The sequence below is a fragment of the Marinifilum sp. genome (genome assembly GCF_965230805.1).
Taxonomy (GTDB): domain Bacteria; phylum Bacteroidota; class Bacteroidia; order Bacteroidales; family Marinifilaceae; genus Marinifilum.
The window spans coordinates 4,424,318-4,447,397 of sequence record NZ_OZ246019.1; the positions used below are offsets into that span (position 1 = coordinate 4,424,318).

Here is a 23,080-nt window from a genome sequence, read left to right on the forward strand (position 1 = left end):
TAACATGAACCTTCCGCATGAACAAAACGACATACATCCTTAAAAGTTTGTGGTATTATCGCAAGCAGCATCTGGCTGTGTTGCTAGGAACAATTGTAAGTACAGCTGTTTTAACCGGAGCTTTAATTGTAGGCGATTCGGTAAGAAACAGCTTGCTAGAATTGGTTAATCTTCGACTGGGGAAAGTAGAATATGCCATGTCAACCGGCGATCGTTTTGTGCGTGCTGAATTGGCAGATGAAATTGCAAATGATTTAGATGCACATGTGATTCCCGTTTTACAGACTGATGGAATAGCTGTTCGTCCCGAAAGCAATACGAGAATCAATCACATTCAGGTTTATGGTGTTGATGCCTCGTTTAACAAGCTGACAGATACACAGGTGTATAATTTAAAAGAAGATGAAGCCTGTTTAAGTTTAAATCTTGCTAACAGGATGAATGTAAAGCCAGGCGATACTTTCTTGTTGCGACTTAAAAAAGCCAGTGTAATTCCTGCCAATGCACCTTTTGTATCGGATGAAGATCAGAATATTGCTTTAAGATTAAAAGTAAAGGCCATTTGTGATGATTCACAATTGGCTAGGTTTAGCTTGAAAAGCAATCAGATTGCTCCTTACAATGTATTTTTGTCCAGAGAATCCTTAGCGAAAGACTTGGAATTGGAATCGCTATCCAATTTAATTTTAGTAGCACCTAAAGAATCAAAAGAGTTGAATTTGCAAGCATTGCAGGAAAGCTTGCACGCCAACTGGAAATTGGAAGATGCCAGCTTAAAGATTAGGGATATTGAAGGGCAATCAAAAGTAGAAATGACTTCTGATCGCGTTTTTATTGATACGCCCATTATGGATCTCGTTCATCAGATATCAGGGAAGAAAGAGTATGTACTTAGTTATTTTGTGAATAGCTTAAGTGTAAATGAGCAGAACACGCCTTATTCTTTTATCACTTCGGTAGATAGCTATCAAATTAAGGAAAATGAAGTGATTATCAACTCATGGTTGGCGGAAGATCTGAAGGCCGAAATTGGTGATACCCTTCGAATTAAATACTATACCATTGGTGCTTTACGACAATTGCTTGAAGAGTACAGAGCATTTACTATTAAGGATATTCTGCCAATGACAGATGCACATTGGGATTCATCTATGATGCCATCCTTTCCCGGTTTAACCGATGCAGGTTCTTGCAGTGAATGGGATGCAGGTGTTCCTGTTGACTTTTCAAAAATAAGACCCAAGGATGAGGAGTACTGGAAAAAGTACAAAGGCACCCCAAAGGCATATATCTCAACCCATACTGCCATTAAGCTATGGAGTAACAAATACGGAACTTATACTGCAGTAAGATTTGACTCAAAGGATGATCTTAGATCTGAGATTGAGAATTTGCTTACACCGGATGTATTGAGCATTGCCTTTGCAGAACCAAGAAACGAAGGGAAAAGAGCAGCCAATAATATGGTAGACTTTGGAGGGCTGTTCCTAAGTTTGAGCTTCTTTATTATCGCAGCAGCAATTCTGCTTAGCATTTTAATCTATTCCTTGAATTTGGATAATAGAAATGAGGAAACAGGTATTCTGCTTGGTTTAGGATTTAACAAATCGAAAATTATAGCCATTAGAATTTACGAATCGATGATTACTGTAATTCTTGGTGGCGTTTTGGGCGTATTACCAGGAATTATATACAACAAGTTGATGTTATCCGCATTAAATTCTGTTTGGCAAGATGTAGTGCGAACCAAGATGCTGCATGTTCACTTGGAAATGGATACATTGATAATTGGTTTTGCATCAGGGGTAATTATTGCCATCATTTGCATAGTGTTTGTTACCCGAAAAAAGGTGAAGCAATCGGCTGTTAGGCTGATTAAGGATGCTTATCAGGAAAATATATCAAGCAAAAAATCGACTTACACCATATGGACTGCTTTGTTTTTGTTGGGAGTTAGTATTGCCATAATCGTCTATGCATTTTCATCTTCTTTAGAACAGAATGCTGAGTTGTTGTTATCAGCAGGCGGCTTGTTTTTGCTATCCTTTTCGGTGATTGTGTATTCTTATTTAAAAGGACTTGGTGTAAAATTTAGCAATCAAACCCCAAGTATAAAAGACTTATCTCTTAAAAATGCGGCACGTAATGTAAAACGCAGTCTTGCCATTGTTGTTTTATTGGCATTGGGTACTTTTTCAGTTCTGATTACCGGTGCCAATCGCAAAACATTTCAGGGTTCCGAAAACTCTAATCAATCAGGGACAGGTGGGTATGAGTATTGGATAGAATCTACTCTTCCAATTTTAAATGATTTAAATAGCCGCGAAGGGCAGGAAAAACTTGGTTTTAGTAAGGGAGATTTTGATGATTCAGTAAGATTTGTACAATTCAGAGCCCTTGAAGGAGATGATGCAAGTTGCCTGAATTTGAATCAGGTAAGCAAGCCAAGAGTATTAGGATTTAATACTTCTGATTTTGAAGATCGAAAGTCTTTTACTTTTGCAAAACTGATTCCCGAAGTGAATGAGAAGAATCCCTGGAGTGGCTTAAATCAAAATTTTGGAGAGGATGTAATACCTGCCATTGCAGATCAGACCGTGATAATGTGGGGATTGAAAAAAGCTGTAGGAGATACTTTGTTTTATCAGAACGAATATGGAAAGCATGTGAAATTATTGCTAGTTGGAGGTTTGGCAAATTCAATCTTTCAAGGCAATATATTGATATCAGACAGCTTGTTCCAAAAGAATTTCCCATCGGTTAGCGGATCTAAAATTATATTGGCCGAATGTGCTAAAAAGGATTCCTTGTTCATGACTAATTTTGAAGATAACTTGCAGGATTTTGGACTAAGAGGAAGTAAGAGTTCGGAAAGAATGGCTGCTTTCTATTCTGTTGAAAATACCTACTTAAGTATGTTCATGATTCTTGGAGGATTGGGTGTAATCATAGGAACAATTGGTTTGGGAATTGTACTGTTGCGGAATGTTTTGGAACGAAAAAAAGAATTGGCTGTGTTAAGATCTGTTGGTTATACTGAGGGCGATATATTTAAGCTCTTATTTGGCGAGAATTTGTTTTTATTGCTACTGGGTTTGACAGGAGGAATTCTATCAGCACTAATTGGCGTACTGCCTTCATTATTCACCCATGCTTTTCAGATGCCCTACCTATATGTTTTATTGCTGATTTTGGCAATCGCCATTAGTGGCTTAGCATGGATTTATATCCCTTTAAAGCTTATTCGCAAGCAAAATATCATCGAATCCCTGCAAAATGATTGATTAACAATGTGAGTGCTAAGGATTGCCAAGGAAAGGAAAAGGGAGATTTAATATTTAACGTGAGTTCGACGTAAAATTCGTTCACAGTTTGATCTGATTTTGAGTAGAAATTTTCTCAAATTTTCGAAGGAATATCGGGATATTTCAAGAAGATTTGAGGAGATTTATGCCGAAAGCAGGCAAACACATAATGGAAAGTTATCTTTACGACATCTTCACATTAAAAATTCCTCAAGATAGCCCGCTATTCTTTCCAAATTTTTAATGCAAATCTATCGTAAATATAACTTTCTGTGGATAGAATTTTACATCGAACTCACGTTATTTAAAATGTATCAGATACTTCCCTTGTCAAGAAAAAAAAGCTAGTCCTAAAATCAAGCTATCATTACCATATTAAAAAATACATTGAAACAGAACTAAGAATTACAGGTTAACACCAGTATTACATTACGTGTACAATGTTTAAGAATAGTATTTTTCCTGAGTTCCGCACTTTTTTCAGGCAAAAAGATTTAAGTCGCACTATTACAGGGTTATAAGTACTTTTTAGTTGGATGTTTGGGTGTCCCAGGCTTATATTTGCACTATGTTTGTGAGAAAAAAGAAGAACAATAGTGGTGTTGTCAGTGTGCAAGTCATTGATAAAAGCTCTGGAAAATACAAAGTGCTTAAAACTATCGGCAGTTCTTGTTCTGATACTGAAATAGAAACTCTTTACCAACAAGGACTTGATTATATCTCGCATTATGAAGGTCAACAATCTTTTGATTTTACAGTACAGGATTTCAAGTAAACCGTCAAACAAAGCATACGAAACATTTCAATTGAAGGTGTCCACCTGTTACTTGGCAGGATTTATAATGAAATTGGATTTGACACTGTTTGTAACGACCTTCTAAAACAATTAGTACTGGTTCGACTGTCGCACCCGGCAAGTAAGTTAAAAACGACTCAGTATTTACACAGATACTTTTCGATAAATATAAAAGAAGACAGGATATACAGGTATTTGGATAAAGTCTATTCTGATCACAAAGAAACGCTTCAGCAAATTAGTTATCATCACACCAAAAAGATACTTGGCGGTATCATCAGGGTTGTTTTCTACGATGTTACAACAATTTATTTTCAAATTGATGATGAAGATGATTTAAGAAAACGAGGCTTTTCCAAAGAAGGAAAACACCAGAATCCGCAAATCGTATTGGGGCTACTTGTTGGTATTGAAGGCTATCCGTTAGCATATGAAATTCGTGAAGGCAACAAGTTTGAAGGCCATACAATGCTTCCCATTATTGATGTTTTTAAAGACAAATATGATCTGGATAAGCTAGTTGTTATAGCTGATTCCGGCTTACTCTCATCTTCTAATGTCAAAGAACTTCAGGAGAAAGGTTATGAGTTTATTCTTGGCGCACGCATTAAAAATGAAAGCAAGGCGATTAAAGAAGAAATACTCGCTCTGAATCTCAAAGATAAATCCAGTGCAATTATTCCCAGAACCGATGGAACAAACTTAATTGTCGGATATACTGACAGAAGGGCTAAAAAGGACAGGCATAATAGGGAAAGGGGGCTGATGAAGTTGGAGCAAAGGATCAAATCAGGTAAGCTGACCAAGTCATCGATAAACAATAGAGGATACAATAAGTATTTACAACTGGAAGGAGATATAACTATCAGAATCAATCATGGAAAATTTGAAGAGGATGCAGCATGGGATGGACTGAAAGGTTACATGACCAATACAACACTTTCAAAGGAAGAAATCATCAATAATTATGGCCAGCTATGGAAAATCGAGAAAGCCTTTAGGGTTGCAAAGCATGACCTGAAGATCAGACCAATCTACCATAGACTGCAAAAAAGGATTCAGGCGCTTATCACCATCAATTTTGTAGCCTATAAAGTTTACAAAGAACTTGAGAGGCAACTGAAGTTAAAAACAGACAAAATGAGTCCCGAAAAAGCCATCGACATCGCCAAATCAATCTATGCAATCGAAATCTCAGATCCCAAAACTGGCAACACTTTTAAAGAAACTCTACTTCTAAATGATGAACAAAAACATCTAGCTAAATTATTTGATTTCTAATTTGGGTGTCCCAGTGCGGAACTCAGGAGAATTACAGGTTAACACCAGTATTACATTACGTGTACAATGTTTAAGAATAGTATTTTTATTGGATTGAGGAATTTATTTTGTTATATCTTTGCCTGTGCATTCTTAGAATAGAAATAAAACACAAAATTTAAATTATCATATTATGTCCGATTTTAAATATCAAAAACCATTTCCGATAACAAAGGATACTACAGAATATCGTTTGTTGACAAAGGATTATGTGTCAACAATTGATGTTGACGGAAGAAAAGTTCTTAAAGTTGATCCTAAAGGCTTAGAGGTTTTATCGAAGGAAGCATTCTCTGATGTTTCGTTCTATTTGCGTTCTGCTCACCTTAATAAATTGCAATGCATTTTAAAAGATGATGAAGCTTCGGACAACGACAAATTCGTAGCACACACCATGCTGATGAACCAAGTAGTTGCTGCAGACGGTCAGTTACCAACTTGCCAGGATACAGGTACTGCAATTGTGGTAGCAAAAAAAGGTGAAGATGTTTACACCGGAGCAAATGATGCAGAGCATCTTTCAAGAGGTGTTTTCGATACATATCAGCAAAGAAATTTAAGATATTCTCAGGTTGTTCCGTTCTCAATGTTCGAAGAAAAGAATACAGGAAACAACCTGCCTGCACAAATTGATATCTATGCAAATCAGGGCAACGAATATGAATTTTTGTTCTTAACCAAAGGAGGTGGATCAGGAAACAAAACTTTCTTGTATCAGCAGACAAAAGCATTGCTGAACGAGGAGAACCTTTCCTATTTCATAAAAGAGAAGATCAAGGATTTGGGTACTTCTGCATGTCCTCCATATCATCTTGCCTTGGTAATTGGTGGTACATCTGCTGAGGCGAACCTTGCTACAGTTAAAAAAGCATCAACAGGATATTTAGATCACTTGCCAACAGAAGGTAATGAAGGTGGCCAGGCTTTCCGCGATTTGGAGTGGGAAAAGAAAGTAGAGCAAATTTGTCGTGAAAGTGAAATTGGTGCCCAGTTTGGCGGGAAGTACTTCGTTCACGATGTAAAAGTCATTCGCTTGCCTCGTCACGCTGCTTCTTGTCCTGTAGGAATAGGTGTAAGCTGCAGTGCAGATAGAAATATTAAGGCTAAAATCAACGAGGATGGTATTTTTCTGGAACAATTGGAAAAAGATCCTGTAAAATACATGCCCGAAGAAGCTCCGGCAATGAAGAAAGCTGTTGATATTAACTTGGATCAGCCAATGGAAGACATTTTGAAAGAATTAACCAAGTATCCAATTAAAACTCGCTTGAATCTTTCAGGAACTATGATTGTTGCACGTGATATTGCACACGCACAAATCAAGAAGATGTTGGATGAAGGCAAGGAAATGCCTGAATATTTCAAAAATCATCCGGTATATTATGCAGGACCGGCAAAAACTCCGGAAGGAATGCCATCGGGTAGTTTCGGTCCAACAACCGCAGGGCGTATGGATCCGTATGTGGATGTATTCCAGAAAGCAGGAGGATCAATGGTGATGGTTGCAAAAGGAAACCGTTACCAATCAGTAACCGATGCATGTAAAGCCAATGGAGGTTTCTACTTGGGATCAATTGGAGGACCAGCGGCAGTATTGGCTAAGAATAGTATTAAATCTATCGAAGTAATCGATTTCCCTGAACTGGGAATGGAGGCAGTCCGTAAGATTCGAGTAGAAAATTTCCCGGCATTTATTATTGTTGACGATAAAGGAAATGACTTTTTTGCAGATATGTAAGAATCATTGAAAAAAATAAAGCTTGCATCATTATTGGTGCAAGCTTTTTTGTATTACTGAATTGATGCTACTTTGAGTCAATTCCTTTTAAATACATTTAGAAGTCCGGCTTTCTCCTGTTTTCTTTTTTCTGTGATTTTTGTTGCTTATCAGTCTTCCGCTTTTCAATGGAAGCTCTGCTTGGGCGAGTTTTCTTCCTTGGTTTAGCAGGTTTTAAAGCCAGTTCAATCCATTGGTATAACTTTTGAATGGCAATTTCCTTGTTTAAGGTTTGGGAACGTTCGTTTTGAGCAGTTACTGATAATATTCCCTGACTATTGATGTGGTGATACAACTTTTTGAAAATGGTTTCTTTTTCTTCTTGACTTAGAATATTGGAATCAAACACGGAAAAGCGCAGTTCAACTTTTGAATTTACTTTATTTACATTTTGACCACCAGGACCACTGCTTCGTGACGTGATAAATTCAAACTCCTTGCTTAAATCTTTTGAAAATTTATAGTCTTCTTTCATAGAAGGTAAAGATATATTCAATATTTGATATAGAAAGAATAATATGTCAAAAATGCTCCTGAAATGAGCATCATTTTGACATATTTGTAAATTTTATTTATGTAATTGATATTTTTCAACTGCAAAGTCAAGATCTTTCTGGTCATAGCCTTTTATGTTTAAAAATGTGGATTGACAAGGATTTATATTTGCCAATTTTAGATGGTATGAAACGAGCAGGATTAAAATTATTATAAAGATACATGGTAATGATTGTTTTCATCCTGTGGCTGCCAGCTTACAAATGGGAAATTTATTAACGGATGAATTCCGAGTATAACCACCGGACTTGGTTTTGCATAAAAAAAACCAAAGAAGATGAAAAAATGCAATGTTCCGTAAAAACTTCCAGCCCGGAATGCCATTGGAAAAGATTATAGACTACTCGCACCCGGATAAGAAATAGCAGAAACATTGCATTGGCAACAAAGGTATAAAAATAACAAATGCAAATAAATATCTTGCATGACCGATGTTTACTGAATTTTCTAAATAGAATGCAACTGCTTATTTACATTGCAAAAGGAGATTGATATTTGTATTTTGCATAGATTGAATCTAAATAACATTAGTATTGGACCATAAACAGTCTTATTTCTAATTGTTATTTTTTAAATGCTAAAAAACGGAGGTCGAGATGAATGAATTAAAAGTATCCCCTAAAGGGAGAGTTGCTTTTGTAAGTGGTGCAAACAGAGGAATTGGAAGAGCAATAACCATTGAATTACTTAAGGAAGGAGCAAAAAAAGTATACGCTGGTGTAAGAAACCTTAAATCATTGGATGATTTAAAGCCGGAATATGGAGATAGATTGATACCTATTCAGTTGGACTTAAAGAACGATAAATTAATATTTAGAGCAGGAAGATTAGTTAAGGATGTTGAAATATTAATTAATAATGCCGGTGTTTATGAATCGGGAGGTTTTTTTTCTGATGAAACCCTGGATAGTTTGGAGGATAACTTTGGTGTAAATGTTATGGGCTTGGTGAAGCTAAGTATATCATTAATTGACCATTTGAAGAATAAACCATGTGCTGCTATTGTAAATGTTGCTTCGGTATTAGGATTGGCAAGCATGCCGTTTTCAGGTACATATTCGGCTTCGAAAGCTGCGGTTCATAGTATTACGCAGGGAATGAGAGGAGAGTTGACTAATTCAAATGTATTGGTAATGGGTGTTTATCCTGGTCCGATTGAAACTGATATGACTAGAGATCTTGATATGGATAAAGATTCTCCACAAAATGTGGCTAATGATATTGTAAATGCGTTAAAAGAAGGTAGCGAATATGTATTCCCGGATGTAATGTCGAAACAGGTAGGTGAGCTATTCTTTACAGAACCTTTAAGCATTGAGAAGCAATTCGGAAGTTTTGTCTCGGAGGAACAGGAAGCCTAAGAAAAAATACTTGCATAGAGTAAGAGATCGTTAAGATCTCTTTTTTTTTGTATAAAATTTGCGAAATGAGAATATTCTCGATATGTTTGTATGAAAATTACTGATATGCCTAGAAGAGCCAGACTAAGAAAAGTAGTAGAACCGCCTCGATTTAAAGGATATAGACCTTATGGGGTAAATGCAAAAAAAAGAGATTCTATTGATTTGCATTACGACGAATACGAAGCAATTAAATTGGCTGATTATGATTTTATGAAACATGATGAAGCTGCAAAAGTAATGGGAATTTCACGGCCAACTTTTGCAAGAATATATGAATCAGCCAGAAGAAAGATTGCAGAGGCGCTGGTTGAGACTAAGAATATTAACACGGTTTATGGTAATGCGATAATGGATAAAGATTGGTTTGTGTGCAAAAAATGTCACGCTCGATTTAATATACCTAAAGGCATGGAGAGTGGTAAATGTCCGGCATGCAAGTCTGATAATATAGAACTTTTAAATCAATAAAAACATGAAAACAGTTATAACATCAGCGGGAGAAGGAGAAAATTCTTTGTTCGATTTAAGATTTGGACGTGCAGCTTGGTTTTGTATTTACGATGATGCAGATGGTAGCATAAAATTCCTGGAGAATAGACACATAAATGCGTCATCGGGAGCAGGGGGCAAAGTTGTTGAAGATATACTTGAATTGGGTGTAAGTAAAGTCATTTCCGGTGACTTTGGTCCAAAGGCTAAAGATTTACTCGAAAAATTTAATGTACAAATGGTAATCCTAAAGGATGATCACAAAACAGTGCAAGACATTCTTAGTAACTTAAAATTATAATATTCGATATCATGCCAAAATTAGACGGAACAGGAAATGGTGGCCAGGGATCAAATACTGGTCGAAAACTTGGCAAATGTACTTCCGAGAATTCAGATTCATTACTTAAAAAGTTAGGAAAAGGATTAGGTCTTCGATGCAAAAGTGGAGGAGGATCAGGAAGGGGTAAAAGGTTAAAAAGTGGTATGTAAATCTATAAAGAATAAAATGTATACAAGGAATTAGTTTTGTTTTCATGCAAATTCGATTTACAGCATGCAAGAAAACTTTGTTTTGACATGAAGATCAATCAGTATATAAGTATTAGAAACAGGAAAAATGAAGAAAAAAATTGCAGTCCCTATAAAAGAGGGAGTTTTAGATGCACACTTCGGGCATTGTAGTCATTTTGCATTAATTGATGCAGAGGGAAAAGAGATTTTGGCAGAAGAATTGATTGAGGCACCTCCGCATGTGCCAGGAAAGTTACCTCCATTTTTGGCAAATCTTGGTGTTACGGATGTTCTTGCAGGTGGAATAGGAGCAAGAGCCATTGAGATTTTCAATGCCAATAATGTAAATGTTTTTGTAGGAGCTCCTACTATGGAAGCTAAAGAACTAGTAATTGGTTTTTTAAACGAAACCATTGAGTTTAATGCCAATTGTTGCGATCACTAGTTATGAATACAGAATGTTTAGCTTGTCAGGCTAAAACAATAAAACATATTGCAAATAAATTCGGATCAGATAAGAAAGTGACTGACAAATTTGTTGAAGAAGCTAACTATATAATCTCCAATGGTCAGTCACTTGTTACTCCTTATTCGAGTTTATTACTGCATCGCTTGGCAAAAAGAATTTTTAAAACGGAAAACTTATATGCAAGCGAAAAGCTAAAGGCAAATAAACTTTTGTTCCATAATTATCAATATTGGAAATCTCTAGCTTTAGAGTCTGAAAATCCTTTATGTGTAGCTGCCAAATTAGCTGTAATAGGTAATATTATCGATTATGGAGCTCATTCAGTACCTGATGATATCATCTCAGAAATTAATATTCTTTTAAAAAAAGAATTTGCTTTAAATGAGAGTGAGGAATTGTTTGAGGCTGTGAAAAACGCTGAGTCAGTTCTCTATTTGGGTGACAATGCGGGTGAAATTGTATTTGATAAACTATTTATTGAAATTTTAAATCATTCTAATTTAACCTTTGTGGTTAGAGGACAGCCAATTATTAATGATGTTACCTATGAGGATTCCGAATTTGTGCAGATGCAGGAGGTTTGTAATGTAATCTCTAATGGACATGATGCTCCCTCAACTTTATTGGACAATTGTTCAAACAAATTTCAAAAGTTATATAGAGATGCTGATGTAGTAATTTCCAAGGGACAAGGAAATTTAGAAGGTTTATTGGACGAAAAAAGAGACAAGTTGTTTTTCATGCTAATAGCAAAATGTGATTTAATAGCTGGTAAGCTTGGTGTTCAAAAAAGAGATCTAGTGATTAAGCAAAATAAGAAATAGGATTATGAGCTATAAAATAGCCGTTTGTAGTGGTAAAGGAGGAACAGGTAAAACGACCGTTGCGGTTAATCTTTTTTCAACCATACAAACGAAGTGGACAAAGAATGTACAATTAATCGATTGTGATGTAGAAGAGCCTAATGATTTGCTATTCTTTAAGGATGCTAAAGTGATTAATCGTTCTATAGTAAATCAACCAGTTCCAGTAATTGATGAGTCGAAATGTACCTTTTGCAGGAACTGTGAAGACTTCTGTGAGTTCAATGCTATTTCAATTATTCCTTCTGTAAAATATGCTACAATAGATCCTAATATGTGCCATTCTTGCGGTGCTTGTATGCATGCGTGCAAGTACAATGCAATTAAAGAGAAGAATCATGCCATTGGGGAATTAACAGAGTATACCAATAGGAATGAAACAGATATTATAGAGGGGAGTCTTAAAATTGGGTCACCTTTGCAGACTCGTGTAATAAAGGATCTGAAAAAGAAGGCTAATGAAAACATAGGGATACAGATTTTTGATGCACCTCCAGGAACGAGTTGCCCTGTTGTAGAAACGGTTTCTGAAGCTGATTATATTATTTTGGTAACTGAGCCAACCCCCTTTGGTTTATATGATTTACGCTTAACCGTAGATTTAATGAATGAAATGAATAAACCATTTGGAATAGTTGTAAATAAAGCTGGTTTGGGTGATAGGGAAGTATATAATTATATATCTGAAGAAAATATTGATTTGTTAGCTGAAATACCTTTTAATCGTGATTATGCATCGCAATATGCCAAAGGAAAATTGCTTGCAAATGTTCCTCCAATAATAGAACAGGAATATTTAAAACTTGCAATTTATCTGAAGAACAGAATGAAATATGATTGAAATAACAATTTTAAGCGGTAAAGGAGGAACTGGAAAAACTGGCTTAACAGCGGCTTTTGCAAGCCTTGCCAAAAAAACAGTATTTGCCGATATAGATGTTGATGCGCCAGATTTACATCTGGTTTTACAGCCTAAAATAAAGGAGAAGAATGTGTTTTTAGGAGCAAGAATTGCTTCTATTGATGAAGAACAGTGTGTAAATTGTGGTTTGTGCAAAAAAGAATGTCGTTTCGATGCTATACATTATAAACAGGAAGGTGGCTTGATAGTAAACCCATTCGAATGTGAGGGGTGTAGATTGTGCGAAAGAATCTGTCCCATGCAGGCAATTACCTCACAACATAGCACCAACAATTATTGGTATGTGTCTGAAACCAGATATGGAACAATGCTGCATGCTAAAATGGGTGCAGGAGAAGAAAATTCTGGTAAGTTGGTAACTGTTGTACGCAAAAAGGCAAAAGAAATTACGAAAGAACAAAATGCTGATTATCTTTTAAATGATGGCCCTCCTGGAGTTGGATGTGCTGCTATTGCGTCTATAACAGGAAGTGATAAAGTGATTCTTGTGACGGAACCAAGTAAATCTGGCTTTCATGATGCTGTAAGGTTAATTGAGTTGGTTCAAAAGTTTAATATTCCTTTGTATGCGGTAATAAACAAGTGGGATATTAATCCTGAGATTGCAAAACAAATGGAAAGCTTCTTTCTTACCCAAGGTATTCAACTTTTAGGAAAAATTCCATTTAACGAAGAGATGGTAAATGCCATCGTAAATCAACAGTCAATTGTGGAGTTTCAACCTGAGTCTGATATTGCATTAATAATCTCAAATATGTGGAATAAGCTTATAGATCCAAATAAAGTATTAAAATGATAGTAGGAGAGTGTAAAGTAAGACCAAGATATGGAGAGGTAGATTCTATGGGTTATGTGTACCATGCCAATTATGTAGATTATTGTCATTTTGCACGAACTGAATTAATGAGAACATTTGGTATAAATGATAAAGAGCTGGAAGATAATGGAATCATGATGCCAGTAATCGAAATGAATCTAAAGTATAAAAAGCCAGTGACCTATGATGAAGAATTGTTAGTAATTACAAGAATCTCAGAAATCCCTTCAACTCGATTTAAATTTGATTTTGAGTTTAGAAATCAAAAACAAGAATTGGTGTGTAAAGCAAACTCAACGCTTGTATTTGTAAAAAGCGATACTAGAAAACCAACAAAAGCACCTGAAATTGTAATCAATAGACTAGGTGAAGCTATGGTACTTTAAATTAGATTTTGATAGTAAATTTTAATACACACTTTTAAAGATAAGAGCCTTTTAATTGGAGTTAAGTTTTAATCAGTAATACAACTTAGTATGGGAAAAATGAAATTAAATATGTGGATTGATTTGTTACTATTATTATGCTTTTCACTTGTAGTTGGAATTGGATTTTTGATAAAGTATGTACTAATTACTGGGCAAGAAGTCTGGACTAAATATGGAACGTATTTGCACTTGGAATTCTTAGGAATGGATAGGCATGAATGGGGAGATGTTCATTTGATCTTCGGATTAATAATGATATTTCTTCTGGTATTGCATGTAATTTATCATTGGACTTTGATTAAATCGATGTTTGATAAGTTTTGGGGATTATTAGGTATAAAATTAATAAGTATAATAATATTTTTATCAACTTGTTTGTTTTTCATTTTTGCTCCATTCTTTGTTGGTGCTGATGTATCAAATCTATCTAATGGAAAAGAACATTATAAAACTGAGAAAGTAAGAAAGTACAAAGGTAGAAATCATAAATAGCTAGTCCATATTGATAATTTAAAATACAGACTACTTTTATAGCTTTTTCTATTGATATTGTTATTCCAATTTCTCTTTTGCAAGATTTATAGCATCATCGAAATTATCCAAAATATTATATTCCGAAATATATTTGGTAATTTCACTGCGTTCTATTTCTTGTTGGACCTCTTTGTTAACACCTGATAAGATAATTTTTGTATTTCGCTTTTCCAGAGTTTTAATAATTTCTGTAAAATTTCTAATTCCGGTAGCATCAATAAAAGGAACATGTCGCATTCTGATAATAAGTACAGATGTAGTGTGTTTCAATTCTCGTAAAGTTTCTTGGTATCTCTTGGCTGCCGCAAAGAAGAAAGGTCCACTTATTTCGTATACTTCTACTTCCTTTGGTATTTCATTATAGTTTTGGATCTCATCCGAATCGGTTTCAACAGGCATTACACCATTAATTATTGACATGCGATACATGAAAATTAGTGCAGCCAAAACAATCCCAATTTCTATTGCAACACTAAGGTCAACTAATACAGTCAGAAGAAACGTTATTAACAAGACAATGATATCAAAATGCGACCCTTTTAAAATAGATCTGAATGTACGCCATTCGCTCATATTGTATGAAACAACAATAAGGATTCCGGCCAGGCAAGACATTGGAATAAGTTTTGCCCACTTTCCAAATACCAACATAATTAACAAGAGAGTAAGAGCATGTACAATTCCTGCAACAGGTGTTCTTCCACCATTCTTTACATTGGTAGCTGTTCTGGCTATTGCTCCTGTAGCAGGAATTCCTCCAAAAAATGGGGAAAAGATATTAGCAATACCTTGGGCAATTAGCTCAGTATTTGAACGATGATTTCCTCCGATCATACCATCAGCAACTACAGCTGAAAGAAGTGATTCTATGGCACCAAGTATGGCAATAGTAAGAGCTGGCTGAAAATAATTGTGGATTAAGCTCCAATCAATACTTGGCATATCAAAACCAATTGAATTAGGAATATCTCCATATACAGATTCAATGGTGTTTACAGGTAGATTTAGTAACTGAACCAGAACGGTCATTACAATAATTGCAACAAAAGAACCAGGGATTTTAGGAATCAATTTACCAGCGTAAAGACTAATTAAAATTGTTCCAATGCTAATAGAGATTGCATATTCATTTATGCTATTCAAATTAGACAAATAGCATACCCATTTCTCGATAAATTCTGAAGGAACGGAATCTAATTGTAAGCCGAAAGCAGCCTTTATTTGTGTGGAAAAAATTACCAAAGCAATACCCGAAGTAAAACCAACAATTAAAGGGTGTGGAATAAATTTAAGGATTGCACCCAATCGTAGCAAACCAAACACTACCAATATAATACCAGCTAAAAAAGTAGATATCATTAATCCTTCTAAGCCGTATTGACTCACAATACCATAAACGATTACAATAAATGCACCAGTTGGACCACCAATTTGCACTCGGCTGCCTCCAAAAAAGGAAATTAAAAAGCCTGCGATTATGGCGGTAATCAATCCTTTTTCTGGCGAAACTCCAGATGCTACTGCAAAAGCAATTGCCAAAGGAAGTGCAACAATACCTACAATTATACCTGCGAATAAATCTTTTTGAAAAGATTGAGAATTATAGCCTTTTAAAACTGATAATAGTTTTGGCTTAAAGATCGATTTCATTGAAATATGATATTAATTAAGCTGCAAAAGTAATACTAATACGCTTTCGTTGCTCTTCGTTATTGATAAATTTTTGAGTGAGTTGAAAAAATGAAAATCAAGACTAAATTGTCTGTAATTATTTGATATTTAGATATGCTTTCTAGTTTTTTGATCTATTGTAAATTAGCAATGAAAAGTATTAATCTTTATAAATAAAATGCACGTGTAAAATAAGATGATGTTATGAATATTATTAATGGTATTTTTGTACCGTTTAAAATAGAAGCACTCGATACTTGAAGTTTAAAACTCACAAAGAGTAATGCAGATACCTCAAAAATACAAGTTCATTGTTAAGCTTGGTAATGCACTCCATACTTATGGAGTGCCTTCCTATAAATCTCAAATGTATTTGAATGAAATTGCTGAGAAAAAGGGAATAAAAGGGAGTTTCATGGATACCCCTACTTGGATTAATTATGTTTTTTATGAGGAAGACGATCACACATATAACTATGTTGAATGTGTTCCTCCTGGAGAATTAAACTTGGGAGCATTATCACGAATCGTTGAGATTACCAATAATGTACTATCTAATAAAATCGGTTTTTCAGAAGCGAAGCGAGAAATTGAAAACATTAAAACTGCTCGATTAGGCTATGGAAGTTTAATCGAAATGTTCTCATTTATGACATCTGCTGGAGCTTTTTGTGTAATTCTTGATACAAGCTGGTTTTCTTCAATTTTGGCTTTTTTACTTGGAGCTGTTGTTTATTCAATTACCTTGTTAGCTCAAAAATCAAGTTATGTGCGCAGTACTTTAGAATCATTGGTAGCGTTTTCAGTTACAATAATAACAGGTTTATTAGCATTACAATATGAGCAAATAAATGTTTCCATGACTATTTTGGCTTCTATTATTGTGTTCATCCCAGGTTTATCCATTACCACTGCACTGGAAGAAATTACATCAAGAAGCTTAGTTTCAGGTACAGCTAAATTGTTTGATGCCTTGGTTTCATTATTTAAGCAATTTTTTGGTGTAGTACTAGGTTTGGCAGTATTGTATAGTTTTATAGATTTAAAGCCAAATGTGGTAGTTAATGATGTGCCCAAATGGGTTGATTATATTGCTATAATTTTATTGACTTCCAGTATACTGCCTGTATTTAAGGTGCGCCCTAGAGACCTAATATTTTGTGTAATTTCCGGGTTTTCTAGCTATTTAGCAACCACCTTGTTAGATTTTGCGGGTATTTTGATTAGTATCTTTATCGGTACAATAGTAGCAGTTGCTTGTAGTAAAATCTTTAGTAAGATTACAAAATCACCAGAATTGGTGTATTTGGTTCCGGGAATCATCATGCTTGTACCAGGAAGTAAAGCTTTTATCGGTTTAAGTAGTGTGTTTATTGGTGCAGGTAGTTCTCATAGTAATATGGGAGAACAAATTTTATATATATTTATGGGCATTATAGGGGGGCTTATATTTTCTGGAAGCTTTATTGATCGCGGTAAATAACACAAAAAGTAGAAAATGATAATTTTTCTCCTTATCTGATGTGTTTACTTGTGAGTTTTAGCCAACAAACAAAATGTAAATGATGAAAAAAGCTTAGCTTTAATTACAGGTGCAGCAATTCCACCAATGCGTTTAGGAACACAAAGCGAAATTGTTTTAATTATTTAAAAAGTGGATTAATCATGAAAAATATTATCATTACAGGAGCTACAGGAATGGTAGGCGCAATTGTATTAAAACACTGTTTAGAATCAAATGAAATAGATAAGATAACAAGCTTTGTTCGAGAACCTACTGGTATTAAACACCCAAAATTAAACGAAATAATAGTAAAGAATTTTTTAGATTATTCGGATCACCTAAACGAATTCCAAAATGTAAGGGCAGTTTACTTTTGTATTGGGGTATACACAGGCGCAGTGCCTGATACAAAATTCAAAGAGATTACCGTGGATTATACTTGTAAATTTGCCGATGCCTTAAAACATAAAACAATACAGTCCTGATGCTAATTTTTGTTTTTTAAGTGGAGCAGGAGCCGATAATTCCGAAAAAAGCCGCTTTTCTTTTGCCAAATACAAAGGAATGGCTGAAAATTACCTGTTTGCCAATTTAAGCAATGTATTTTCATTGCGCCCTGCTTATATTTATCCGGTTGAGAAGCGAAAAGAGCCTAATTTAGGCTACAAAATCTGGCGCATTTTATATCCTCTGCTTAGATTGCTTGGGAAAACTGCCAGTATCAAGTCAACTCAATTGGCCAGAGCAATGTATGAGATAGGATTAAGAGGAGCTCCAAAAGATGCATTAGAGAATAAGGATATCCTGAATGTTCTTGAAAGCGCGCATAAAGCTTAATTTGCTGATTTTGCTTTTCTACTTTTCCTTATCTTTGCCCGGTAAAACAAAGAATATGATTCGATCAACAAAGCAAGCATTCGAGATAATTGACACCAAAGCCACAGGAATACCCTATGAAGCTATCGACTACTTAAGAAATCAGGAAAGTAGTAACGAATTAAATAAAAAGCTGGTATACGCACTTAAAAATGCCTATAGAGGAGAAGTATATTATTCTGAGAAATACAGACTCATGTTACCAGCACCTTTGTGGTATGCTGTAGTTGCCGAAAAACATTTGTCCGAAGTACTATTTGAACCATTGCTGGAGATGTTTACAATAGAAGAAGATTGGGATTTAATGAATGAGCAAGCGGTATATCTGGTAGGCTTGTTGGCAAAAAAATACCCTGAAGCATTTCTTGATAAGGTGTTGTTCTTTATAGAGGAGAATATCAAAAAGAAAAACAAAACACCATACATATTCTGTTTTGAGGCTCTTTACTATGCAAAGGATAATCAGTTCGATAGAATACATGCCATGCTTGAAAAAGAAAACTTCCATTGGATAGATCATTATATAAGGGTTTTAGGAGATTTGATGCGCAAAGATACACTTGCTAAGTTTAAGGAAGTGTTGTCTAAGTTCGAAGGCAAACATACAGTTATAGAATTACAGTACTATATTGATGTAATGGAAGGTAGGATTACAGATTTTCAAAAAGGGCTTGCATTTTGCGAAATGCGTGATGCAGAATGGAAGAACCATTACAAACCAATGGAGCAGATGTTTGCCAGCACACAATCACCAATTCAGCAAGAGGTAAAAATAAACAGAAATGATGCTTGTCCTTGCGGCTCAGGCAAAAAGTACAAAAACTGCTGTATTATAAATCAATGGTAATGTGATTTAAAGTCGATAAGCTAGTCCTAAAGAAAAGACTCTGTTCTTAGCATCCGAGTCAAGAACGCTTTTATTATATATTTTACTGATTCCATGATAATACCTGGTTTGAACGCAAAACTGATCGTTAATTTCATATTCCAATCCCAGGTTAGCTCCATAATCAATGTCTTTATAGATTTCTTGAATTGCAAAGTCGCGAAAACCAATATAAACTGGTCTGTAAAAATCTTCAGGATCTTCGTTTGCTCGCACCAAATAGCCTATTTGAGGACCAAAAATAATCTTAAACTGTTCAAAATTTCTGAGCTTAAACTGTATTAATATAGGTATGGTGATATAATTCAGGTCTACTTTTAATGATTCTCCATCAACATGGTCTCTAAAACCTTGCATAGAGTAGTTTACTTCTGTTTGTAAATTTGTATTGTTATTGATATTATAAGTGAGCATTATGCCGCCATACCCGCCAAACTTGTGCAGACCACCATTATCTTCACCTTGATAATTACCCAAATTAAATCCACCACGGAGTCCAATTTCGAAATCCTGAGCGATAAGTGCAATAGGAGCAATTGTCATTAGGAGTAGGATTATTTTTTTCATTTTGCCTGCATTTAAAGTTTAACGGGTCGAATTTACGATAAATAAAGTTTGTATTAAGGAAATGAACCAAAGTAAAACAAACGACCAACCAATCTAATTTGTACATTTGATCACCCCACAGGATTGTAATACAGGTAAATAAATCGGGTTAAATAATGGAAAAATTAAAAACAATAAAATAAGAGCTTTATGAAATGGCTCGGCATTTTGTAAACGCTAGGATTCAAGAAAATAATAATTCGCTTGAATCTCTAAAAGAATCGATGGACAGTGAAAGCAAAAGTACTGCTGGAGATAAACACGAAACAGGAAGAGCCATGATGCATATCGAGCAAGAAAAGTTAGCTCGTCAGTTGGCAAATAATCAGAAAATAAAAAGTATTGTTGATAGAATTAACCCGGAGGTGAAATCGGATACAGTTGAGTTAGGTGCTCTTATCATCACCGATAAAATTCGATTTTTTGTACTTGCAGGATTAGGGCAACTTGAAATGAAGAGGGATCAATATTTATTGGTTTCCTTCCAATCGGAATTGGTACAAGAATTCAAAGGGAAGCGAAAGGGAGATCAAGTTAATTATAGGGGACAAGCTTACGCAATCCATGATATTCTGTAGGGAGTAGGGACTCATAAATAGAATGCATGGGCAGTCTTCAGCTTAAAATCAATCGGCAAGAGGCAGCTCAATAGTAAATACACTTCCTTTTCCCATTTCACTTTTTACCAATATCCTTCCCTTATTTTTCTTTGCAAACTCTTTACATAGCAATAGTCCCAAACCAAAGCCCTTTTCTCCATTTGTGCCTTCTTTTGAAAAAGATTCTTCGATTTTAAAAAGTTTTGCAAAATGTTCCTTATCAATTCCTACACCACTGTCTATCACATTTAGTCTGGCTGTTTTATAAGCTTTTATAATACTAAGTTCTACCTTTCCATTTTCAGGCGTAAATTTAATGGCATTCGAAAATAAATTTCGTAAAACTGTTTCAATCATTTCTCTATCAACAAACAAACACATATCTTTTTCTAAAGATAGACTAACCTCAATATTTTTGGCAGAAGCTATTTGTTTTGCCAGTTCCAGAGGTTCCTGAATTAGATCACCTACTGAATAGCTATTGGGATTAAAAATGATTTTATCACTTTGGGATTGTGCCCATACCAATAGATTGTTCAGAAACGAATAGGTATTTTGAATTGCTTTATCAATAAGAACAGCGTATTTCTGTAGCTTGTTATATTCCTTTTTTTCTATCTTTTCCATTATCATTTCGGAAAAGCCCAATATGGAAGCAAAAGGTGAACGCAAATCATGAGAAATTATAGAAATGAACTTATCCTTTGAAGCAATAGCAAGCTTTAAGTCTTTCTCTAGTTTTTTCCTTTCCGTGATATTCTCAACCGATCCTTGAATGGAATACAATTGATTATCTTGAATCACATGAAAGGAATTATTAATAAGGTTAATGTAATCCCCGGATTTGGATTTCCCTACAATTTCAATATTTTTCCCATTTGCACTGTGTTTGATAAAGGCTTTTACTGCTTGCCTAAAAAGTTGATCGTCATTCCAAAAAAGTTCAAATAACTTTTTATTAATCAAATCTTCTTTTTTTATGTAGCCATAAGCTTTGGCAGTTGCATCATTACAATTTTCTATATACAAATAACTTTTGATCCAGTTGTATTTCTCTTCAGTTGAATAACCGATTGGCATTGGTTTTTTCAGGCTCAAGAAAAACATTCCTACAGGATTAGTTTCAATAAAATTTGTTAGCTTATCCTTTATTTGCTTTAACTCCTTTTCTTGTTTAAGCTGCTCAGTTATATCACTAATTAAACCTGTTATATACTTTTGATTTCCAATTGTTATAAGTTGCGATCTCACATCTACATTGTAAACGCTTCCATCTTTTCTTCTAAATTCAGCACCCCTATTTTTTCCTTCTCCGGTCTTTAATGATTCATTATAAGCTATATTTGGAGCATTCGGATCTGCTTTCATTTCAAAAATGTTTAGATTTTTCAACTCTTGAAGCGAAAAACCAGACATTTCGCAAAAAGCTGAATTAGCATATAAAAACTTTCCTTCCTCATTAACAAATGTTATCCCTTCTTTCATATTGGAAGTTATGGTACGAAACTGTTCTTCGCTTTCTTTTATCTTTCTTTCAGCTATTAAATCTTGGGTAATATCTTTCGAATATATTGCAATTTGAATTAGCTCTCCTTTATTATTTAAAACCGGATACAACTTTGATTTTACGATTAATCCATCTCGTTCATCAATAAGAGTAACCGTTTCTTTTTTTGCAACGACTTCATGCATTGCCTGCTTTCTGGATTCAATAACCGATTTTGGAAGAAAATCATATGCACAGTTACCAATTAAATCCCGTTCTTTACTTTTAAGTCGATCCGTACAAATGGAGTTTACTGCTAGAAATTTGGCATCTAAATCAATTAAAAAGGCTGCTTCGTCGGATGCATTTAAAAGTGTTGCAGTAACCTCTTGACTTTTTTTTAACTCTAGTTCTGTTTTATGTTTTTCGCTTACATCTTCTACCAACAGCATGAGGCTTGCTTTACTTACACCATTTAATGGCACAACAACACAATTTAAATAACTTTCCTTTCCAAAGCTGGATTCAACTTCAAATTCATATTCAATTGATCTTTCTTCCCGATATGCCTTGAGAATTTGTTCATACAATCCGCAATCTTTCCATGATTGTATAAAGTGATAGTTTTGCAATAAAACCTGATCATGTGTAGCTCCAATGATTTTGCCAATCATGGGGTTTGCAAAAATACAATTTCCATCTTTATCGTAGGTTGCAATTCCGGTTGGTGATTGACTTACAATTGACTGATGTATATTCGATAGTTCCTTGTATTTTGATTCAAGTTCTTTTTTTTCTGTAATGACTCTATTGATACTGCGAACTCCAATCAACCTTCCTTTATCATTATATACTCTAACACAATCATGATCAATCCATTCCACCTTACCAGATTTAGAAATGATTCTGTACTCAATAGATTTTCTAAATCCATCATCATCAAGCTCATGATCATGCTCTTCGTACTTCGTTACATCTTCGGGGTGAATGATCTGATTGATCAATTTTTTGTTGGCATAAAACTCTTCAGAAGAATAACCTGTAATCAACTCTGCCATATTTGAAACATATATGCATTCCCCTTGTGAATTGGTGACGTACTCCCAATTTTTTGAGTTGTCAATTATGCTCTTGTAAAAATATAATTCTTCCCGGAGTCTTTTTATGGTGTAGTCTTTTTGCTCTGACATATTCAAATATTGCTTTTCCTTCCATCTAAATATATCAATAAAATTAAAGGCTAGTTTATTCTATGCTTTAA

The 23,080-nt window shown here is 34.8% G+C and carries 21 protein-coding genes and 1 pseudogene; 18 read left to right on the forward strand and 4 right to left on the reverse strand.

The window, feature by feature from the left end; translation table 11 throughout:
- Positions 1-17: 17 nt before the first annotated feature.
- The 3 genes and pseudogenes from ACO05S_RS17210 to ACO05S_RS17220 all read left to right on the forward strand — a co-directional run bounded on the left by ACO05S_RS17210 (position 18) and on the right by ACO05S_RS17220 (position 7,159).
- Entirely contained in the window at positions 18-3,284 is a 3,267-nt protein-coding gene (locus tag ACO05S_RS17210; protein ID WP_421919256.1) for an FtsX-like permease family protein, read from the forward strand.
- 589 nt (positions 3,285-3,873) lie between these two features.
- Positions 3,874-5,382: pseudogene (locus ACO05S_RS17215) on the forward strand (IS1634 family transposase).
- 172 nt (positions 5,383-5,554) lie between these two features.
- Positions 5,555-7,159 (forward strand): fumarate hydratase, encoded by a 1,605-nt coding sequence (locus ACO05S_RS17220; protein WP_421919257.1) that lies wholly within the window; start codon positions 5,555-5,557, stop codon positions 7,157-7,159.
- 97 nt (positions 7,160-7,256) lie between these two features.
- Here ACO05S_RS17220 and arfB read toward each other — a convergent pair whose 3' ends face one another.
- Positions 7,257-7,673 carry an alternative ribosome rescue aminoacyl-tRNA hydrolase ArfB gene (gene arfB / locus ACO05S_RS17225; RefSeq protein ID WP_421919258.1) on the reverse strand — a complete coding sequence of 139 codons (417 nt, stop codon included), beginning with the start codon at positions 7,671-7,673 and terminating at the stop codon, positions 7,257-7,259.
- A gap of 676 nt (positions 7,674-8,349) precedes the next feature.
- On the opposite strand from arfB, the gene ACO05S_RS17230 reads away from it, so the two are divergent.
- The 10 genes from ACO05S_RS17230 to ACO05S_RS17275 all read left to right on the forward strand — a co-directional run bounded on the left by ACO05S_RS17230 (position 8,350) and on the right by ACO05S_RS17275 (position 14,149).
- Complete coding sequence (locus tag ACO05S_RS17230; protein WP_421919259.1) at positions 8,350-9,114, forward strand: SDR family NAD(P)-dependent oxidoreductase; 765 nt, start codon at positions 8,350-8,352, stop codon at positions 9,112-9,114.
- A gap of 90 nt (positions 9,115-9,204) precedes the next feature.
- Positions 9,205-9,624, forward strand: coding sequence for a DUF134 domain-containing protein (locus ACO05S_RS17235; RefSeq protein WP_421919260.1), 420 nt, complete (start codon positions 9,205-9,207; stop codon positions 9,622-9,624).
- A gap of 4 nt (positions 9,625-9,628) precedes the next feature.
- On the forward strand, positions 9,629-9,946 hold the full coding sequence (locus ACO05S_RS17240) for a NifB/NifX family molybdenum-iron cluster-binding protein (protein ID WP_421919261.1): 318 nt from the start codon (positions 9,629-9,631) through the stop codon (positions 9,944-9,946).
- Positions 9,947-9,957: 11 nt separating this feature from the next.
- Entirely contained in the window at positions 9,958-10,137 is a 180-nt protein-coding gene (locus ACO05S_RS17245) for a DUF5320 family protein (protein ID WP_421919262.1), read from the forward strand.
- A 127-nt stretch (positions 10,138-10,264) separates the two neighbouring features.
- Positions 10,265-10,603 (forward strand): NifB/NifX family molybdenum-iron cluster-binding protein, encoded by a 339-nt coding sequence (locus ACO05S_RS17250; RefSeq protein WP_421919263.1) that lies wholly within the window; start codon positions 10,265-10,267, stop codon positions 10,601-10,603.
- Between the two features lie 2 nt (positions 10,604-10,605).
- Positions 10,606-11,451: a damage-control phosphatase ARMT1 family protein gene (locus ACO05S_RS17255; protein WP_421919264.1), complete on the forward strand. Its 846-nt coding sequence runs from the start codon at positions 10,606-10,608 to the stop codon at positions 11,449-11,451.
- Between the two features lie 4 nt (positions 11,452-11,455).
- Positions 11,456-12,331: a P-loop NTPase gene (locus ACO05S_RS17260; protein WP_421919265.1), complete on the forward strand. Its 876-nt coding sequence runs from the start codon at positions 11,456-11,458 to the stop codon at positions 12,329-12,331.
- On the forward strand, positions 12,324-13,208 hold the full coding sequence (locus ACO05S_RS17265) for an ATP-binding protein (protein ID WP_421919266.1): 885 nt from the start codon (positions 12,324-12,326) through the stop codon (positions 13,206-13,208). Before ACO05S_RS17260 ends, ACO05S_RS17265 begins: the two co-directional genes overlap by 8 nt.
- Entirely contained in the window at positions 13,205-13,615 is a 411-nt protein-coding gene (locus tag ACO05S_RS17270; protein ID WP_421919267.1) for an acyl-CoA thioesterase, read from the forward strand. Before ACO05S_RS17265 ends, ACO05S_RS17270 begins: the two co-directional genes overlap by 4 nt.
- A 90-nt stretch (positions 13,616-13,705) precedes the next feature.
- On the forward strand, positions 13,706-14,149 hold the full coding sequence (locus ACO05S_RS17275; RefSeq protein ID WP_421919268.1) for a DUF4405 domain-containing protein: 444 nt from the start codon (positions 13,706-13,708) through the stop codon (positions 14,147-14,149).
- A 60-nt stretch (positions 14,150-14,209) separates the two neighbouring features.
- On the opposite strand, the gene ACO05S_RS17280 is transcribed toward ACO05S_RS17275, so the two are convergent.
- Entirely contained in the window at positions 14,210-15,841 is a 1,632-nt protein-coding gene (locus ACO05S_RS17280) for a SulP family inorganic anion transporter (protein ID WP_421919269.1), read from the reverse strand.
- A 304-nt stretch (positions 15,842-16,145) separates the two neighbouring features.
- Between ACO05S_RS17280 and ACO05S_RS17285 the strand changes: the two genes are divergently transcribed.
- The 4 genes from ACO05S_RS17285 (at position 16,146) to ACO05S_RS17300 (ending at position 19,089) form a co-directional block, all read left to right on the forward strand.
- Positions 16,146-17,345 carry a threonine/serine ThrE exporter family protein gene (locus tag ACO05S_RS17285; RefSeq protein WP_421919270.1) on the forward strand — a complete coding sequence of 400 codons (1,200 nt, stop codon included), beginning with the start codon at positions 16,146-16,148 and terminating at the stop codon, positions 17,343-17,345.
- Between the two features lie 182 nt (positions 17,346-17,527).
- A complete protein-coding gene (locus ACO05S_RS17290; protein WP_421919271.1) occupies positions 17,528-17,851 on the forward strand; it encodes an NAD-dependent epimerase/dehydratase family protein in 324 nt (107 codons plus the stop codon).
- Between the two features lie 79 nt (positions 17,852-17,930).
- Entirely contained in the window at positions 17,931-18,203 is a 273-nt protein-coding gene (locus tag ACO05S_RS17295; RefSeq protein WP_421919272.1) for a hypothetical protein, read from the forward strand.
- A 55-nt stretch (positions 18,204-18,258) separates the two neighbouring features.
- Positions 18,259-19,089 (forward strand): YecA family protein, encoded by an 831-nt coding sequence (locus ACO05S_RS17300; RefSeq protein ID WP_421919273.1) that lies wholly within the window; start codon positions 18,259-18,261, stop codon positions 19,087-19,089.
- Positions 19,090-19,095: 6 nt separating this feature from the next.
- On the opposite strand, the gene ACO05S_RS17305 is transcribed toward ACO05S_RS17300, so the two are convergent.
- Positions 19,096-19,695: a porin family protein gene (locus ACO05S_RS17305; RefSeq protein ID WP_421919274.1), complete on the reverse strand. Its 600-nt coding sequence runs from the start codon at positions 19,693-19,695 to the stop codon at positions 19,096-19,098.
- A gap of 194 nt (positions 19,696-19,889) precedes the next feature.
- Here ACO05S_RS17305 and ACO05S_RS17310 point away from each other — a divergent pair, with 194 nt between their 5' ends.
- On the forward strand, positions 19,890-20,312 hold the full coding sequence (locus ACO05S_RS17310; RefSeq protein ID WP_421919275.1) for a hypothetical protein: 423 nt from the start codon (positions 19,890-19,892) through the stop codon (positions 20,310-20,312).
- A gap of 48 nt (positions 20,313-20,360) precedes the next feature.
- On the opposite strand, the gene ACO05S_RS17315 is transcribed toward ACO05S_RS17310, so the two are convergent.
- Positions 20,361-23,009 (reverse strand): PAS domain S-box protein, encoded by a 2,649-nt coding sequence (locus ACO05S_RS17315; protein WP_421919276.1) that lies wholly within the window; start codon positions 23,007-23,009, stop codon positions 20,361-20,363.
- Positions 23,010-23,080 lie beyond the last annotated feature (71 nt).

Excerpts from the sequence above, each read along its gene's own strand:
- ACO05S_RS17240 (WP_421919261.1), top strand. The coding sequence starts at position 9,629 with ATGAAAACAGTTATAACATCAGCGGGAGAAGGAGAAAATTCTTTGTTC.
- ACO05S_RS17255 (WP_421919264.1), top strand. The coding sequence starts at position 10,606 with ATGAATACAGAATGTTTAGCTTGTCAGGCTAAAACAATAAAACATATT.
- ACO05S_RS17210 (WP_421919256.1), top strand. The coding sequence starts at position 18 with ATGAACAAAACGACATACATCCTTAAAAGTTTGTGGTATTATCGCAAG.
- ACO05S_RS17245 (WP_421919262.1), top strand. The coding sequence starts at position 9,958 with ATGCCAAAATTAGACGGAACAGGAAATGGTGGCCAGGGATCAAATACT.
- ACO05S_RS17300 (WP_421919273.1), top strand. The coding sequence starts at position 18,259 with ATGATTCGATCAACAAAGCAAGCATTCGAGATAATTGACACCAAAGCC.
- ACO05S_RS17285 (WP_421919270.1), top strand. The coding sequence starts at position 16,146 with ATGCAGATACCTCAAAAATACAAGTTCATTGTTAAGCTTGGTAATGCA.
- ACO05S_RS17270 (WP_421919267.1), top strand. The coding sequence starts at position 13,205 with ATGATAGTAGGAGAGTGTAAAGTAAGACCAAGATATGGAGAGGTAGAT.
- ACO05S_RS17250 (WP_421919263.1), top strand. The coding sequence starts at position 10,265 with ATGAAGAAAAAAATTGCAGTCCCTATAAAAGAGGGAGTTTTAGATGCA.
- ACO05S_RS17295 (WP_421919272.1), top strand. The coding sequence starts at position 17,931 with ATGGCTGAAAATTACCTGTTTGCCAATTTAAGCAATGTATTTTCATTG.
- ACO05S_RS17290 (WP_421919271.1), top strand. The coding sequence starts at position 17,528 with ATGAAAAATATTATCATTACAGGAGCTACAGGAATGGTAGGCGCAATT.
- ACO05S_RS17220 (WP_421919257.1), top strand. The coding sequence starts at position 5,555 with ATGTCCGATTTTAAATATCAAAAACCATTTCCGATAACAAAGGATACT.
- ACO05S_RS17260 (WP_421919265.1), top strand. The coding sequence starts at position 11,456 with ATGAGCTATAAAATAGCCGTTTGTAGTGGTAAAGGAGGAACAGGTAAA.
- ACO05S_RS17235 (WP_421919260.1), top strand. The coding sequence starts at position 9,205 with ATGAAAATTACTGATATGCCTAGAAGAGCCAGACTAAGAAAAGTAGTA.
- ACO05S_RS17280 (WP_421919269.1), bottom strand. The coding sequence starts at position 15,841 with ATGAAATCGATCTTTAAGCCAAAACTATTATCAGTTTTAAAAGGCTAT.
- ACO05S_RS17275 (WP_421919268.1), top strand. The coding sequence starts at position 13,706 with ATGGGAAAAATGAAATTAAATATGTGGATTGATTTGTTACTATTATTA.
- ACO05S_RS17315 (WP_421919276.1), bottom strand. The coding sequence starts at position 23,009 with ATGTCAGAGCAAAAAGACTACACCATAAAAAGACTCCGGGAAGAATTA.
- ACO05S_RS17265 (WP_421919266.1), top strand. The coding sequence starts at position 12,324 with ATGATTGAAATAACAATTTTAAGCGGTAAAGGAGGAACTGGAAAAACT.
- ACO05S_RS17230 (WP_421919259.1), top strand. The coding sequence starts at position 8,350 with ATGAATGAATTAAAAGTATCCCCTAAAGGGAGAGTTGCTTTTGTAAGT.
- arfB (WP_421919258.1), bottom strand. The coding sequence starts at position 7,673 with ATGAAAGAAGACTATAAATTTTCAAAAGATTTAAGCAAGGAGTTTGAA.
- ACO05S_RS17310 (WP_421919275.1), top strand. The coding sequence starts at position 19,890 with ATGGCTCGGCATTTTGTAAACGCTAGGATTCAAGAAAATAATAATTCG.
- ACO05S_RS17305 (WP_421919274.1), bottom strand. The coding sequence starts at position 19,695 with ATGAAAAAAATAATCCTACTCCTAATGACAATTGCTCCTATTGCACTT.